The organism is Streptomyces sp. NPDC049577 (assembly GCF_040675635.1).
In the GTDB taxonomy this organism is placed as follows: Bacteria; Actinomycetota; Actinomycetes; order Streptomycetales; family Streptomycetaceae; genus Streptomyces.
In genome coordinates, this window is sequence record NZ_JBFAPH010000167.1 from 1 (window position 1) to 14,315 (window position 14,315).

Annotated in this window: 13 protein-coding genes and 1 pseudogene; 13 read left to right on the forward strand and 1 reads right to left on the reverse strand. The window is 69.3% G+C overall.

The genetic code is table 11. From position 1 onward, the window contains the following. The 3 genes from AB0K09_RS19485 to AB0K09_RS19495 all read left to right on the forward strand — a co-directional run. The coding region (locus tag AB0K09_RS19485) for an ATP-binding protein (RefSeq protein WP_366066618.1) at positions 1-331 on the forward strand (331 nt) is incomplete at its 5' end. Continuing rightward, entirely contained in the window at positions 328-1,074 is a 747-nt protein-coding gene (locus tag AB0K09_RS19490; RefSeq protein WP_366066619.1) for a response regulator transcription factor, read from the forward strand. The genes AB0K09_RS19485 and AB0K09_RS19490, both read left to right, overlap by 4 nt. A gap of 235 nt (positions 1,075-1,309) precedes the next feature. Continuing rightward, the gene (locus tag AB0K09_RS19495) at positions 1,310-2,434 is read left to right on the forward strand and encodes an NAD(P)/FAD-dependent oxidoreductase (protein WP_366066620.1); all 1,125 of its coding nucleotides are present in this window, start codon (positions 1,310-1,312) and stop codon (positions 2,432-2,434) included. A gap of 451 nt (positions 2,435-2,885) precedes the next feature. Here AB0K09_RS19495 and AB0K09_RS19500 read toward each other — a convergent pair whose 3' ends face one another. Beyond that, positions 2,886-3,689: a GNAT family N-acetyltransferase gene (locus AB0K09_RS19500; RefSeq protein ID WP_366066621.1), complete on the reverse strand. Its 804-nt coding sequence runs from the start codon at positions 3,687-3,689 to the stop codon at positions 2,886-2,888. Positions 3,690-4,462: 773 nt separating this feature from the next. Between AB0K09_RS19500 and AB0K09_RS19505 the strand changes: the two genes are divergently transcribed. The 10 genes and pseudogenes from AB0K09_RS19505 to AB0K09_RS19550 all read left to right on the forward strand — a co-directional run. After that, a complete protein-coding gene (locus tag AB0K09_RS19505) occupies positions 4,463-5,992 on the forward strand; it encodes an RICIN domain-containing protein (RefSeq protein WP_366066622.1) in 1,530 nt (509 codons plus the stop codon). A gap of 130 nt (positions 5,993-6,122) precedes the next feature. After that, positions 6,123-7,238 (forward strand): hypothetical protein, encoded by a 1,116-nt coding sequence (locus tag AB0K09_RS19510; RefSeq protein ID WP_366066623.1) that lies wholly within the window; start codon positions 6,123-6,125, stop codon positions 7,236-7,238. A 5-nt stretch (positions 7,239-7,243) separates the two neighbouring features. Then, a complete protein-coding gene (locus tag AB0K09_RS19515) occupies positions 7,244-7,747 on the forward strand; it encodes a hypothetical protein (RefSeq protein WP_366066624.1) in 504 nt (167 codons plus the stop codon). Between the two features lie 323 nt (positions 7,748-8,070). Beyond that, positions 8,071-8,790 (forward strand): hypothetical protein, encoded by a 720-nt coding sequence (locus tag AB0K09_RS19520; RefSeq protein ID WP_366066625.1) that lies wholly within the window; start codon positions 8,071-8,073, stop codon positions 8,788-8,790. Positions 8,791-8,857: 67 nt separating this feature from the next. After that, positions 8,858-10,690 (forward strand): FG-GAP-like repeat-containing protein, encoded by a 1,833-nt coding sequence (locus AB0K09_RS19525; protein WP_366066626.1) that lies wholly within the window; start codon positions 8,858-8,860, stop codon positions 10,688-10,690. A 423-nt stretch (positions 10,691-11,113) separates the two neighbouring features. Next, positions 11,114-12,025 carry a hypothetical protein gene (locus AB0K09_RS19530; RefSeq protein ID WP_366066627.1) on the forward strand — a complete coding sequence of 304 codons (912 nt, stop codon included), beginning with the start codon at positions 11,114-11,116 and terminating at the stop codon, positions 12,023-12,025. A gap of 101 nt (positions 12,026-12,126) precedes the next feature. Beyond that, the gene (locus AB0K09_RS19535) at positions 12,127-12,327 is read left to right on the forward strand and encodes a hypothetical protein (protein WP_366066628.1); all 201 of its coding nucleotides are present in this window, start codon (positions 12,127-12,129) and stop codon (positions 12,325-12,327) included. After that, positions 12,294-12,569 carry a hypothetical protein gene (locus AB0K09_RS19540; RefSeq protein WP_366066629.1) on the forward strand — a complete coding sequence of 92 codons (276 nt, stop codon included), beginning with the start codon at positions 12,294-12,296 and terminating at the stop codon, positions 12,567-12,569. Before AB0K09_RS19535 ends, AB0K09_RS19540 begins: the two co-directional genes overlap by 34 nt. Positions 12,570-12,659: 90 nt before the next feature. Continuing rightward, complete coding sequence (locus tag AB0K09_RS19545) at positions 12,660-13,277, forward strand: hypothetical protein (protein WP_366066630.1); 618 nt, start codon at positions 12,660-12,662, stop codon at positions 13,275-13,277. Between the two features lie 30 nt (positions 13,278-13,307). Further along, positions 13,308-14,315 (forward strand): annotated as a pseudogene (locus AB0K09_RS19550) (hypothetical protein); the annotation flags it as partial.

Consider the following 14,315-nt stretch of genomic DNA (forward strand, 5'->3'; position numbering starts at 1 on the left):
GCCGGGCGGAATCGATGTGACCGCTTACCGGATCATCCAGGAGGCGCTGACCAATGCCCTCAAACACGGGAACACAGCGAAGGCCGAGGTCACAGTGCGGTACGCGGACCACTTCCTGCGGGTCGAGGTACTGAACAGCGGGCCGAGCGTCCTGACGGCCGGCGGCTCCGCAGCCCCGAGCGGCCCTGCCGCCGACCGGGCGGTCGGAGCCGGACGCGGGCTGCTCGGGCTGCGGGAGCGGGTCGCCGTCTACGGCGGCGACCTGGACGCCCGCCGCCGCCTCGGCGGCGGCTACCGAGTCCGCGCCCGGATTCCCCTGGACCGGCCATGACGCCCGCCGAACCCGCCCCCCGCGTCGTCGTCGCCGACGACCAGGAACTCGTCCGCACCGGCTTCCGGCTGATCCTGACCGCCCGCGGGATCAACGTGGTGGGCGAGGCCGCCGACGGTGCGGAGGCGGTCGCAGCTGTGCGCGTGCTGCGGCCCGACGTTGTGCTGATGGACATCCGGATGCCCGCCATGGACGGCCTGGAGGCCGCCCGCCGCGTGCTCGCGCAGGTCCCGGACTGCCGGGTGATCATGCTGACCACCTTCGACCTCGACCACTACGTCTACGCCGCCCTCGCCGCCGGTGCCAGCGGCTTCCTCCTCAAGGACGTCACCCCCGAACACCTCGCCTCCGCCGTACGCCTGGTCAGGACCGGCGACGCACTGCTCGCACCCTCGATCACCCGCCGCCTGGTGGAGCGTTTTGCCGGGGCCGAACAACGAAACGGTGCCGGACGCGAACGCCTGCACAGTGCCTCCACCAGAGCCCCCCGGCCCGGGTCCCCGGCCGTCCACCGCGACCTGGCCACCCTGACGCAGCGGGAGCACGAGGTGCTGACGCTCTTGGGGCGGGGTCTGTCCAACAGCGAACTGGCGCGGACGCTGACGCTCAGTGAGGCGACGGTGAAGACCCATGTGGCCCGGATCTTCGCCAAACTCGCCCTGCGCGACCGAGCCCAGGCCGTCGTCCTCGCCTACGAGACAGGACTTGTCTCTCCGGGTGGCTCCGCCGGAACCGTTCGGTAGAGCGGTAGCACGCGGGCAACCCCGCGCGGGGGTGGCGACCCGGCGTTCAGCCCTTCCCGGGGCGGGGCCGGTGTCGGGTGGTTGTCGGCGATGGTCGGTGACCTGTCGGTGACCTGTCGATGGCTGCCGGGAGATTGGAGCCGGTTGGTGCCGGCGATCAACGGCACCGGCCACCGGCATCGCATCGTCCCGGCCTACCGGGACGGGGCTCCACGACCAGAAGGAAGAAGCCCTCATGGCCACTGACATCACCATCATCGGCGCCGGGCTCGGCGGCCTCACGCTCGCCCGTGTCCTGCACGTCCATGGAATACCGGCCACGGTCTACGAGGCCGAGCCGTCCCCGACCGCGCGTTCGCAGGGCGGGATGCTCGACATCCACGACTACAACGGCCAACTCGCCCTTGGGGCAGCGGGTCTGATGGACGAGTTCCACGGCCTGATCCTGGAAGGCCGCCAGGCCATGCGGATCCTCGGCCCGGACGGGACCGTCCTGTTCGACAAGGCCGACGACGGCACGGGAGGACGTCCCGAAGTGCAGCGCGGCGAACTGCGGCAGATCCTGCTCGACTCGCTCCCGGCCGGCACCGTCCGGTGGGGCCACAAGGTCAGCAACACCCGCACCCTCGGCGACGGGCACCACGAGGTGACGTTCGCCGACGGCGGCACCGTCGTCACCAGCCTGCTGGTCGGGGCGGACGGCGCGTGGTCACGAGTGCGGCCGCTGCTGTCCACCGCCACGCCCGAGTACACCGGCCGGTCCGTCGTCGAGACCTACCTGTTCCACGCCGACACCCGGCACCCGGCCACCGCCAAGGCGGTCGGCGGCGGGTCGCTGATGGCGCTCACGCCGGGCAGGGAGATCTTCGCCCACCGGGAAAGGGGCGACACCCTGCACGCCTACATGGGGCTGTCCGAGCCGCAGGACTGGTTCGCCGCCATCGATTTCACCGACGCCGCCGCGGCCACCGCGCGCATCGCGCAGGAGTTCGGGGGATGGGCGCCCGAGCTCACCGCGCTGATCACCGACAGCGACACGGCGCCGGTCCTGCGCCCCCTCTACGCTCTGCCGACCGGGCACCGGTGGGACCGGGTGCCGGGGGTGACCCTGATCGGCGACGCCGCCCACCTCTCGGCCCCGAACGGCGAAGGCGCCAACCTGGCCATGCTCGACGGCGCCGAACTCGGCACGGCCCTCGCCGCGCATCCCGGCGACACCGAGGCCGCGCTGACCGCATACGAGCAGGCCATGTTCCCCCGCAGCGCCGAGGCCGCCGATGAAGGCGCCCGATTCGACGAGCTCCTCTTCGGCGACAACACACCCCACGACCTGATCGCCGCGTTCACCCGGCACGAGTAGTCGTGCCGTCCCCGACCGGATCCGGCCGGGGACGGCCGGCACCCGGTCGCGGCTTTCCTTCTCCATGGACAGTCAGCAGGAGGTCGACGAAAGAGTCAGGGAACGGGCCACGGAACGCAGGGAAAGCGCCGAACGGCGCCACGATCCTGGGCACGCGGCCCTACTGTGTCGGGGACGAGATCGTGGCGTGGGCGCGGATGCTCACGCAGACGGCCGTCCGCGCCTGTGCGGGCCCCGGCCCTCTGGCGGGCCCGTTGTCCGCCGGGCTGCTGTTGCCCGGGCCCAGCCGCGCCGACGCGGTAGGCGCGCTCGCTGTCGTCTGGGCCGCAGACTGCGCGGCGTTGTCAGCCCCAACGCCCGGTCGGCGCCCGCCCGCCGGGACGGGGCCCCGGTCCGTCCTTGCAAGTGGTGTCCGGGCCGGCCGGGGCGCTGAGTCACGCCTCGGTGGTGGTCATTGTGAGGACCACCAGGTCGACGAGGTGACGGCGGTGAAGCCCAGCGACTCATACAGCGGCCGTCCGAGCCGTGAGGCGGTGAGTGTCACCGGAAGGTTCGCCATGGGCGCGAGCGAGCCGAGCATGACGGCCCGCCCGCCGCCGCGGGAGCGGTGCGCCGACGCCGTGGCGACCCAGTAGTGGCTGCCGACCCCGTCGTGGACGACGGTGACACCGGCTCCGACCGCCTCGCCGTCGAGGACGGCAAGGAAGACGTCCACGCCCGGCTGCTCGGTCAGCGTCGTGGGGAACATCTCGCCGGGACGGTAGGGGGTGAATCTGGTCAGCTCGAAGCCCTCGATCACGATCCGCTCGGCAGTCTGCAGCTCGTGCGCCCGCTGGACCCGGATCACCTCCATCGCGGGGGCGGGGACAGGAGCGGGCGGGCGCACCATGATCGGCATCTGCCAGTTACGCATGCCCAGGTGACTCAGATCGGTGGAACTGAACGGATCCTCGATATCCACCGGTCCGGTCGATCGGCCGGCCAGCTCGGTCAGCTCGGCGAGCTCGTGTGCGTCGGGGTCGGGTTCCTGCAGCAGGATGCGTGTCCCGGCGGGCTTGCCACCGAGCACGGCGAGGAAGCCGCGTCGGCGGATCACCTCGTGGCCGCGGGAGTCTCCGGTTGCAGCCCAGAACGCGGCGGAGTTGCGGGCCTGGCGTATCGCCGCGTCGTCGAAGGCCGCGGGGTGATCCGGATGGTCCTGCCGGCTTCGGTCCTCGACACGAGCGTCGGGGGTGGTCTGCCAAGTGTTGGCCACGGATGGCTCCTGTTCAGTGGCTGTGCGGTGATTCAGGCGACGGGGCGGGCGGGGCCCAAGTGGAAGTCGACTCGGGTCTTCGTCAGACCTCCGGCCCAACGACGTAATGTCTCTGATAGCCGGGCCGATCTCAACCGAGATTGCTGAGCCATTCGCCTTCTGCGATCTCGCCCGAGCCCGCCGCCACTTCCACGTCCAGCGCCGATCTCGATGAACGGTCAGCAAGCGACCCGAGCGATCGCCAAACGGGCCTGGCCAGGGGAACCCCGCCGACCGGCGATCGCCGGGACTCACTCCGCCGCCGACCGCCATGGCTTGTCAGTGCCTCCCCCTACCCTGACTGCATGGTCACTGCGGCTACGCGGCTGTCCGCCCTACTCCCTATCGCCCGCCCCCGACCCGTCGGACACGGCTAGCACTGGTTACCGAGCGATACCGGACGGCCCTCGCCGATCAGGCCCCCATGCGGTCCCGCACGGGCGGTGCCTAAGTCCTGACAGGTCAAGCCCCTGACCGATGCATCGACCAGCTAGCTCAAGGGGCGGTTACCCGGGTCCCATCACTGCCCCTCATACGGGCGAGCCCGGCCTCGGGGGCCGCAGCGGCCGAACAGCCTCGCCGCCGCGCCTCGTTCACCCATGCGGTTCGGTGTCCCGTCATCGCGCTTCACGACAATGTCTCAGAAGCGACCCTTGCCGACCCCGCCGCCTTCGTGGCTTTCTGGAGTCGCCCGAAAACCGTCTGTAGTGGTCGGTCGGGCGAACGCTGAAGGGATGGCGATGAGCACTGCCCACACAGCAGTTACCGTTGACCAGCACTCCGCCCCTCCGATCAGCACAGTCGCAGGAACCGGAACCGCGGGACCCAAAGGGGACAACGAGCCGGCTGTTTCAGCTCAGTTGAGCAGTCCGTCCGGGGTTGCGGTGGACAGCGTCGGCAATCTCTACATCGCCGACTACGGCGGCCACCGGGTCCGGAAGGTCACGACTGACGGGAAGATCAGCACGGTCGCGGGGACCGGGACCGCTGGACCCGGTGGAGACGGTGGCTTTGCCGTCTCGGCACAGCTGAACTACCCGCGTGGGGTGGCGGTTGACAGCGTCGGCAATCTCTACATCGCTGATTCCGCCAACAATCGGGTCCGGAAGGTCACGGTCGACGGGAAGATCCGTACGGTCGCCGGGGCGGGCTCCGCGAACTTCGGTGGTGATGGTGGCCTCGCCACCGCTGCCTTGCTGAACTTTCCGGTGGGGGTGGTGGTGGACGGCACGGGCAATCTCTACATCGCCGATTCCAGCAACCACCGGGTCCGGAAGATCACAACCGATGGGAAGATCAGTACGGTCGCCGGCACAGGCTCCGCGAACTTCGGTGGTGACGGTGGCCTCGCCACCGCCGCCTGGCTGAACCGCCCGCACGGAGTGGCGATGGACGGCACGGGCAACCTCTACATCGCCGACCACGCCAACAATCGGGTCCGGAAGATCACAACCGATGGGAAGATCAGTACGGTCGCCGGCACGGGCACCCCAGGCTCCAGCGGTGACGATGGCCCGGCCACCTCAGCTCAGCTGAACTTCCCGGCGGGGGTGGTGGTGGACAGCACCGGCGCCCTGTACATCTCCGAATACAGCGGCCATCGGGTCCGGAGGGTCGCCGATGGGAAGATCAGTACGGTCGCCGGCACGGGCGCCGCGAACGTCGGCGGTGACAACGGCCCGGCCACTTCGGCCCAGTTGAACAACCCGTTCGGGCTCGCTGTGGATTGTGTCGACGCCCTCTACATCGCCGACCACACCAACAACCGGGTGCGGAAGGTCGCGTCGGCGAGGATGGCCGGGCTGCCCGACTCGGGCACGGTGGCCTCCTGGGCCAACGTCCGGAGCAGGTTGCGGATGGCGGTCGTGCGTGAGTCCACCAAGGACGGGGCCGAGATCCACCAGTCCCTCGCCACCCCCAGGGACAGCCAGCGGTGGCGGCTGGTCGCGGCGGGCCAGGACAAGGACGATGTCCTGTACAGGATCGAGAACGTGCGCAGCGGCAAGGTGCTGGAGGTCGTCGGGGCGCAGCAAGCGGCCGGGGCGGTGGTGGTGCAGCGCGCCTACGAGGGAGTTGACGCGCACCACCAGCACTGGCGGCTGATCCCGGTGGGCTCCGTGACCGACACCCCGCGGGTGTACGAGATTGCGAACGGGAACAGCGGTCTGCTCCTGCGAGTCGACACCAACGCCCGCACGGCGATCAAACAGGACGGGTCGGAGGGTGACCACCGGGACCGGCAGTGGCAGCTGCTCCCTGTGTGACGCGTGACTGTTCGACGGAAACATCTTACCGGGTGATGGAGCCCGTAACAACTTCGATCGTCGGAACGCGCAAAGATGCCTGTATTCATGGCACCGAGCGCGGTTCGACCGGATCAGTCGAGGACGGTGAATGCCTTCCAACGCGTACAACCTGGACCGGGGCAAGCGGCAGCCGCTGACGAAGAAGAACCTGCGGGAACTGAAAATCGCGCAGAACTGGCAGTCCATCCTGGACCACCCCAACCTGGTCTACGTCGACGACTACGGCGTGCGGCACAAGCCCGTGGGGTTCTCCGTGAACAAGTCGAGTTTCGGCGCCTTCCCGGGCACCGCGTTCCAGCTCGGCTGGCTCGCGTACATGAACCTCGGGGAGCCGCTGATCGAGGAGCGGTGCGACATCGACCAGCCCCCGCCCGACACGTTCTCCTCGCGCGCCTATGTCAACCGCAGCCAGACGTCCCCGATGAATTTCACCGACTCGGTCGATTTCACCGTGTCGAACGGGGTTACGTGGTCGCTTCAAGGGTCGGCCCAGCTCACCTTCGGCGGAAGCGTCAGTGCGCAGCTGCAGCTCCAGTTGCAGAACCAGCTCAAGATGGACCTCCAGACACAGCTTCAGACGCAGTGTCAGAACGAGGTGTCGAACAAGAACGCGAACACGGTGACCAACAAGAACAGCAAGGACAGCGTCGGGGTCGACAACGCCAACGCCACCGAGACAGGCATGAGGAACGCCGCGACGAACTCCGCCGCGAACTCGGTGACGGACTCGGTGGCCTTCACCACGCAGGGCACTGCGACCGGCACCGCGACGCTCCACGCCCAGTTGATGCTGGGCATCCAGGCTTCTGTCGGCGGCTCCCTGACCACCAGCTGGGCCTCGAAGTCGCAGATCTCCGGCCAGGTCAAGCCGGGTTCCCGGGTGCAGACCGTCGTCACGCAACGGCGTTGCCGCAGGCTGTACTGCTACGAGATCCCGGTGACCTTCTCCGGCTTCATCGCGGTGAAGTACGACGTGCCGGTGGCGGTCCTGTCTCCCCCGCAGTCCGGGGACTACCCCGGCCTCGACCAGGTGGTCGCCCGCCCTGTCAGCGACCTCGACCTGGCCGGCGGCGGCTTTCTGATGCACGGGTGGGCCGAGGTCGTCTCCGCCCTGGACGTCCACCACACGATGTTCGACGGCGAGAGCCTGACCGGCAGCGACCGAGCGCTGCACAAGCACCCTTCAGCGGATGACGAGGAGTGACGACCATGGTGTTCGACAACATCTTCACGTCCGCGAGCAAGGGTGCGGGGCTCTTCTCGGTGACCACCGACGGCACCAAGCCGCAGCCGGGTGCGGGCGTCGACTTCGAGGACGCCGACGACGGCACGTACGACGACACGAGCACGAGCCTGTTCAGCAACGCGATCCACGGGGCCTCCTTCCGGGCGAAGGTCGTGCAGGAGCAGTCGCCCGAAGCGCGGGCCATCCTGGGTTTCCTCGGCTCTTTCATCCAGACCACCCAGGCGTCTGCCGGTGCGCAGGCGCAGTACGCGCAGGATCCCAGCTCGGTTTCCACGGCGGCGGCCGCCGGCATGAAGGAGTCGAGTGCGACGGTGAAGAAGACCGACGGCCTGCAGAAGAACGAGGACCTGGAGGACAAGCCGAACAAGAGCGACTACGCCAAGGCCCCCAAGACCCCGGAGACCCCCAAGGCGGAGGCCGCCAAGGCCCCCAAGGCGACCGCCGAGAAGCCGTCTCGTTCCAGCTGACGCACGGGTTCTGAGGGGTCAGGGCCAGGCCGTCCCTCATCACGCTCAACCGAGTTGTCAAGCTTCGGTGACTTCTCGACTCATCGGATTCGAAGGTGACGTGAGGCCCGCCGATCGCTTGGTCGACGACGTTCCGATAGTCCTGCCTGCGAGTGCCGCGGCCTCGGATGTCGCTGTGGACGACGGTATTTCGTTTCGGTAGTCCATCCGTTTTCTGAGTGTTTTCGATCGAGGGTGGTTGGGCTTGCGGACCGCTTGCCGAACCACTGCATCGAGCGCCCGATGCTTCGTTCTCCACATCCAGAACAAGTGAGGTTTCCGCGATGTACACCCAAGAACGCACGGCGATGGCGAATCTGGTGGTCGGCGGCCCGGTGGCGGTGAACAGCTACGACAACGCCATCGTGGCAGCGCTGCTCGAGAACCGGCCGGTCATGCTCGTCCACGCCTTCAACGGAGGCTACCTGCGGCCAGCCGAGCTGAAAGAGGACAGCCACGACAAGGGAGTCAAACTGGCCACAGCGCTCGATCCGGCCACCAAGGAGGCGCAGGGCCACCTCTGGTACGTCACCCCCGCCGGCTTCTTCGGGCAGCGACCGCTGTACTTCATCGAAAGCGCCGCGGGCCAGGTGTCACCCAAGCCTTCCGGTGCGGGCGGAGCCGACACCGGCCGCGGTGACGACGGCACACCGAAGCCGCAGCGCCGGCGGATCACCGTCCACCAGGAGGCCCCCAAGAGCACGGCCGACACCGTCCAGGTCGGCCTCCCCGACAAGGTCGGTGACAAGTGGCGCGGGAAGAACGGCGCACCCGAGGACACCCAGCTCTGGGTCGTCACCGTGACGCCGTGGGGCGGGATCACCTTTGTGCCGATCACCCACCCCGATGCCATCCTCGGGTTCAAGGACTACGCGGTGGCGGCCGACGGCGAGGTGCGTGTCACCTACAACTGGGGCGGGGACTTCACCGGGACGGTCATCAACACGTTCTACCCGCGGCTGCCCAACGAGTGGAGCGTGCCGTACCACCACGTCTTCACTTGATCCGCGGCCACCACCGCGCCACAGCCGTCAGCAGTCAACGCCCGCATCGTCCGGAAGAGGCATCACGTTGCCCGTGCCCACGGAAGAACTGAAACTGCAGATCGTCAACGCCGCCACCGGGAAGATCCTCGGCGCCAGGGCCGCGCCGAGCGCGGACGGGGCGCTCGTCGTCCGTGACTTCCCTGATGGCGGCCCGAGCCCGGAGCAATGGCAGCTCACCCCCGTGCAGCCCGCGCAGGGTGACCAGGCATTTGTGGTCCGCAACGCGGTCAGCGGCAAGGTGCTCGACAACCCTGCCGCGGCGGACCGCGGCGTCCGCCAGTGGGACGCCGCCGCCGGCAAGAAGGGCCAGCAATGGCGTGTCGTCCCCGTCGAGGGCGAAGCCGGCCTCTACTTCATCGAGGGCGCGACCGACGGCGCCGTCCTCGACCTCGCCGACCCCGGCGAGGACCAGACCCGGATCGTCCTGCGCGAGTACGACGACGGCGCGGAGAGCCAGCGGTGGCGGTTCGTCCCGGCCGAGCCCGAGCGCACCAGCGACCCCGTGCTGCGCTGGGCACCGCTGAGCCACTGGAACAGCCGCCGGTCCTGGCGGCTGGCCCGCTCGACCGCACTGCGGCCGGCACCCGGCGCTGCGCCCTCCTTCAGCGACATGCTGCTGGTCCTCCAGGCATTCGGGAGCGACCAGGACGCCGGCGGGTGGAAGAGCGTCGGAGCCAACCGTTTGCACAACGGGCAACCGGGCTGGTGGGCCGGGCTCGGTGCACGCTTCCTTGCCGACGTCACGGGAGCGGGCCGAGGGGACATCGTAGGGCTCAAGCCCGCGAAGGGGGCTGTGACGTCGTCCAGCCGAGGCGACGGCACGTTCGACGACGGCGAGCGCGTCCTGCATCAGCCCCTGCCTTCCCCGAGCCCTGCGGACCTGTGGACCCTCGCGGACACGACGGGCGGCGGCAGGCCCGACGTCGTCGTGCTGGCCGCCGACGGTGTCCACGTGTCCTTGCAGGACAAGGACGGGACGTTCGCGCCCACGGGCGGCGGTCCGGTTCTCAAGGCGTTCGGACACGGACAGCAGGCCGGCGGGTGGCTTCCCGACAAGCACCCCCGCTTCCTCGCCGACACCACCGGCGACGGCAGGCTCGACATCGTCGGCTGCCACGACGACGGCGTGTGGGTATCCCTCCAGAACGAGGAAGGAAAGTTCGCACCACTGGCCGACGAACCGGTCCTTCGGGCGTTCGGCCACGACGAGAAGGCCGGTGGCTGGCTTGCCGACAAGCACCCCCGCTTCCTCGCCGACACCACCGGCGACGGCAGGCTCGACATCGTCGGCTGCCACGACGACGGCGTGTGGGTCTCCCTCCAGGACGAGGACGGCGCATTCGCCGACCCCCTGTGGGTCCTCGACGATTTCGGAACCGACCAGGGGTGGAGCTCGGTCGAGGAGCACCCCCGGTGCCTGATCGGAACCACCGGTGGCGGAGCACTGGACATCGTCGGGTTCGGCCCGCAGGGCGTCGTCGTCTCCCGCGGGCGCGGCGACGGCACGTTCGAGCCCTCCGAACTCGTCCTGAACGACTTCGGGCTCGCCCAGGGGTGGACGCACAAGAAGCACCTCCGCTTCCTCGCCGACGTCACCGGCGACGGCAACCCGGACATCGTCGGCTTCGGGGACGAGGGCGTCTGGGTGTCGCACAACCGCGGCGACGGCCGGTTCGACCAGGCCCAACTGGTGTGCCGGGGCTTCGGGTACAACGACGACGCCGGCGCCTGGCGCGTCGACCGCCACCCCCGCTTCCTCGCCGACATCACCGGGGACGGACGTGTCGACATCGTCGGCTTCGGCGGCCCGGGTGTGTACGTGGCCCGAAACCTCTACCGCCGCTTCAGGACGCGATAGTCCTCGAACGCGGAGTCCGGGGGCTCGCGTACGGGATCCTCACCAGCGAGCGGCGCGAGCTGGTGAAGCGAGCGGGTCCAGCCCCTGCGCCGGGCGCTCGCTGTGCTGCTGGGGATCGCGGAGCAGACAGACCCTTGCCGATACCTCGATCTGGGGGACCGCTGACGCTCCGTCATTGCGGCAAAGGCGGACCTGCGGAATGTTCACGCTGGACGCCTGGGCATTCGCGGAAAGTATTCCCCCCTGGCGGGAGTGCTGGGGGTGAAACAGGAGGGGGAGAACATGACGGTTCCTTCGACGCCGGGTATGTCCTGGGGTCCGGTGTCTTCGCTCGGCGGGCAGCTGACGGGAAGGCCGGCGGTGGCGCCTTCTTCGGACGGCCGTCTGGAGGTGTTCGTCAGGGGTCGCGCGGACGATGCACTGTTGACCTGTCATCAGCAGACGTGGGGCGGCTGGTCCGAGTGGGAGAACCTGAAGGACAGCAGCACCCTGTCCGGTGATCCCTCCGTCCTGCGGACCGCCGCGCGGCGTATCGGGGTGTTCTTCAGGAATGGGCAGGGCAACCTCGAACACCCCTGGCAGACGGTCATCAACGGTGGTTACGGCCCGGGGGTGACACTGGCCACCAGCATCGGGGGCAACCCGGTCCCCGGACTGAATGCCGACGGCCGCCCGGCAGCATTCTTCAGGGGCACCGACAACGCTCTGTGGCACGTGTGGGAGACCACCAAGTCCGGTTACGGCAACTGGACCGGCCCTGCCAGCCTGGGCGGCACTCTGTCGGGCGACCCGGCGGCGGCGACCGACGCCCGCGGCCGTCTGCAAGTGTTCTTCCGTGGCGCCGACGGTCACTTGTGGGTCGTCCGCCAGCAGGACGCCAACGGCGCCTTCGCAAGCCCCCAGAGCATTGCGCGCAACATCGGCGGCGATCCCGTCGTCGGCATCAACGCGGACGAGCGTCTGGAGGTGTTCTTCCGGGGCACGGACAACGCCTTGTGGCATCTGGCGCAGACCGACGACTACAACGGGTGGGACACGCTGACCAGCCTCGGCGGCACCTTGACCGGAAACCCGGCCGTCGCCCGGGCCGCCGACGCCCGGTTGGCCGTCTTCCACTGGGGCGGCGGCCACCTGTGGGTCAACGAGCAGACCGTCGTCAACGGCACCGACTGGAGCCCCTACGAGCAGATCGCGCAGAACATCGGCGGCGAACCCGTCGTCGAAGCCGACGGCCACGGGCGCCTGGAAGTGTTCTTCCACGGGTCGGACCACGCCGTCTGGCACATCGCCCAGATGTTCGGCCAGCCGGCAGCGGGTTACGCGGTACCCAGCTGAACGCTCGCCCTCCCCTCAGCCGCAGGAGGTCAGTGGCGGGGCCGGCGAGGCCCCGCCACCCCCTGGCGTGAGCATCGCTGCCGTGGCGCGGAAGCAAGGCGATGGTCAGCCTGACCGGCACGATCGACCCGCAGTACGAGGGCCGGCTCGCCTGCACCGGCCTGGTCAAGTCGCCGACCCGCGCCAACACGGCGGTACAGCACTCCGACTCGGCCGCCACCGACGTCGAACTGCCACTGATCAGCGTCACCCCCGTGATCAACGCCGGATGGGAGCAGGGGTGGCCCGGCACCGGGTGGTGAGGTGGGAGATCCTCTTCGACGTTCCGGCGCGCACCCGCATCAACCCGCAAGAGTCCCCTTGGTTCGAGGTGATCGAGGACGGCACCGACGGATCCGTCGTCATCGCCACCCCGGACGACGCCCACACCATCGAGCCCGGCGCACCTCTCACCGTGGCCGTGCAGCTGCTCTACCCCTCCCGGCACGAAGCCGGTGACGGGACGCTGCGCAACCTCCGCTGCACCGAGGTGACCCGGCCGTAGAGCCCACGGCCCGGCCGTCCCGGTCCGCCGAGGCGGCCGGGCCCGCGAGGCAGGCCGGTTTTGTCCGTTTCCCTTGAGAGGAGTACCGCCGTGCCCGCTGCCACGATCGATCTGCCGCTCAGTTTCTCGGTCCCCGAGGTCTTCCGGGACATCGACCTGACCGTCCCCGCGGAGGTGAACACCCTCGCGCTCGTCGCCGAGCTCACCGGGCTGGAATCCCCTCCCAGCCAGGAGGAGATCGCCCACGCCGTCCTGGTGCAACAGTCCATGTACGAGATGCTGGCCGCCGCCGGCGCCGTCTACGCCGGCATCCTGCTGGCCGGGCCCACCAAGAGCGAACCCGGCCGGCGGCTCAGTTCGCTCATGCTCACGGTCACGGCCCGGCCGAGCGAGCTCTCCAACGACCGTACGGTGCACCGGCTGGCCCGCACCATGGGCGCCATCTACCCCGAAGCGGAGGTGGGAGTGGTGCGGCTGCCGAGCGGTCTCGCCGTACTGCTCACCGAGGACAGCAAGGTCGAGCGGCCGGTGAACCTCCTGGGCCGCGGAGGCGGCCCCACCGTCGTGCGCCAACTGCACGTGTTCGTCCCCATTCCCGGGCGCCTGGCGATGGCGGACTTCTCCATCGCGACGGAGAACATCGCCGAGTGGGACGACTACGTCGACCTCCTCGGCCAGGTCTGCAACACCATCGTCTTCGCCAGCTGACCCGCCGCGCGGAAGGAAGGGCTCCAGGCCATGGAACCGCTCTACACCATCGCTGCAGGAAACGGCGACTTCCCCATGGACAACCTCGGCTACCAGGCAGGCAGTGACGACCTCATCGTCGGGGCCGTGCACCTCAAGCTCAACGCATACACCAGCCTGGAGGAGAGGGCGAGGCCGTGGGGCTGGTCCCGTGACGTCCTGCGGGACGAGGACCGCTACCGCATCGAGCAACTGATCCGCACCTACCTCTACCAGGAAGAAAGGATCATCGCCGCTCTGGAGCGACTGGACCGTGACCTCGCCGACATGCGGGAATCCTCCGACGAGGCAAGCGAGCGGATCGACGCGTACACCCAATCCCTCCGGGAAGCCGCCGGCAAGCGCGCGGGCACCGACGGCCGAGCCCGGCTGTACGCGATGAGCCTGGGCAGCTCGGTCATCGACTTCCGGGACCCGGAAATCGCCCGCGAGGGCTACGTGGAATCGCTGGGCGACTTCGTCTGGCGGCTGAAGGACAACGGCTACGGAGCGGACCGCATCGAGGACCCGGCCCTGCGCGACCTGATTGACCTTGTCCTCGCCGTGCAGGCGGAGTACCAGTTGCAAAGCCTGCTGCTGGACCGGGAGTTCGAGCACGTCGTCGACACCCGGGCCCAGGAGTTCGAGTACTTGAGGGCGGCTGCCGCCAAGGCCGCCGCAGAAGCCGAAGCGAGCTCCGTCTGGGGCGTCCTCGGGGACGTACTGGGAGTCGTCTCCGCCGTCACCGGGGTCCTGGCCCTGGTCCCGGTGCTGACCCCGCTGGCCGGGCCCATCGCCATCGTGACGGCGACCGGCGCCCTGGCCTCACACGGCGCGGACGCGGCCATCCGGGGCGACTGGGACGCCGCCACGATCGTCGGACTGGGCGCCGACGCACTGGGGGCCCTGCCCGTCGTCGGCGCGCTCGGCAAGGCCGCGCGGGCCGGCAAGCTCGCCATGCGCTCGACCGGCAGGGCGAGCGTGGCCGTCCGCAGCGGCGGACGCGCCTTCCTCGCCGCC

What these genes read in the sequence shown, in the direction of transcription:
- AB0K09_RS19495 (WP_366066620.1), top strand. Translation starts at nt 1,310, where the DNA reads ATGGCCACTGACATCACCATCATCGGCGCCGGGCTCGGCGGCCTCACG.
- AB0K09_RS19535 (WP_366066628.1), top strand. Translation starts at nt 12,127, where the DNA reads ATGGTCAGCCTGACCGGCACGATCGACCCGCAGTACGAGGGCCGGCTC.
- AB0K09_RS19505 (WP_366066622.1), top strand. Translation starts at nt 4,463, where the DNA reads ATGGCGATGAGCACTGCCCACACAGCAGTTACCGTTGACCAGCACTCC.
- AB0K09_RS19510 (WP_366066623.1), top strand. Translation starts at nt 6,123, where the DNA reads ATGCCTTCCAACGCGTACAACCTGGACCGGGGCAAGCGGCAGCCGCTG.
- AB0K09_RS19540 (WP_366066629.1), top strand. Translation starts at nt 12,294, where the DNA reads ATGGGAGCAGGGGTGGCCCGGCACCGGGTGGTGAGGTGGGAGATCCTC.
- AB0K09_RS19520 (WP_366066625.1), top strand. Translation starts at nt 8,071, where the DNA reads ATGTACACCCAAGAACGCACGGCGATGGCGAATCTGGTGGTCGGCGGC.
- AB0K09_RS19515 (WP_366066624.1), top strand. Translation starts at nt 7,244, where the DNA reads ATGGTGTTCGACAACATCTTCACGTCCGCGAGCAAGGGTGCGGGGCTC.
- AB0K09_RS19490 (WP_366066619.1), top strand. Translation starts at nt 328, where the DNA reads ATGACGCCCGCCGAACCCGCCCCCCGCGTCGTCGTCGCCGACGACCAG.